Below are 387 nucleotides of genomic sequence, written 5' to 3' on the forward strand. Positions count from 1 at the left end.
ACCGTGGCCGAATCCGAATCGCCGATCGACATCATCTCCGAGGAGTCGCTGCAGGCCACCGGCGCCACCGATGTCGCCACCGCGCTCGGCAAGCTATTGCCGTCGCTGAACTTCCCGCGCCCGGCCATCGCCGACGGCAACGACGCCGCCCGTCCCGCCACGCTGCGCGGGCTGTCGCCGGACAACGTGCTGGTGCTGGTCGACGGCAAGCGCTATCACACCTCCTCGCTGGTGAACTACGACCCCTATGTCGGTCGTGGTTCGGCGCCGGCCGATCTCAACTCGCTGCCGATGTCGGCGATCGCCCGCATCGAGGTGCTGCGCGATGGCGCGTCGGCGCAATACGGCTCCGACGCGATCGCCGGCGTGGTCAACATCGTGCTCAAG

Annotated in this window: 1 protein-coding gene; it reads left to right on the forward strand. The window is 68.5% G+C overall.

The window, feature by feature from the left end; genetic code table 11:
* Positions 1-387: TonB-dependent receptor plug domain-containing protein (locus EO139_RS16680; RefSeq protein ID WP_164739890.1), on the forward strand; the 387-nt coding region annotated here is incomplete at both ends.

The organism is Xanthomonas sp. BRIP62411 (genome assembly GCF_003993525.1).
Lineage (GTDB): Bacteria > Pseudomonadota > Gammaproteobacteria > Xanthomonadales > Xanthomonadaceae > Xanthomonas > Xanthomonas euroxanthea.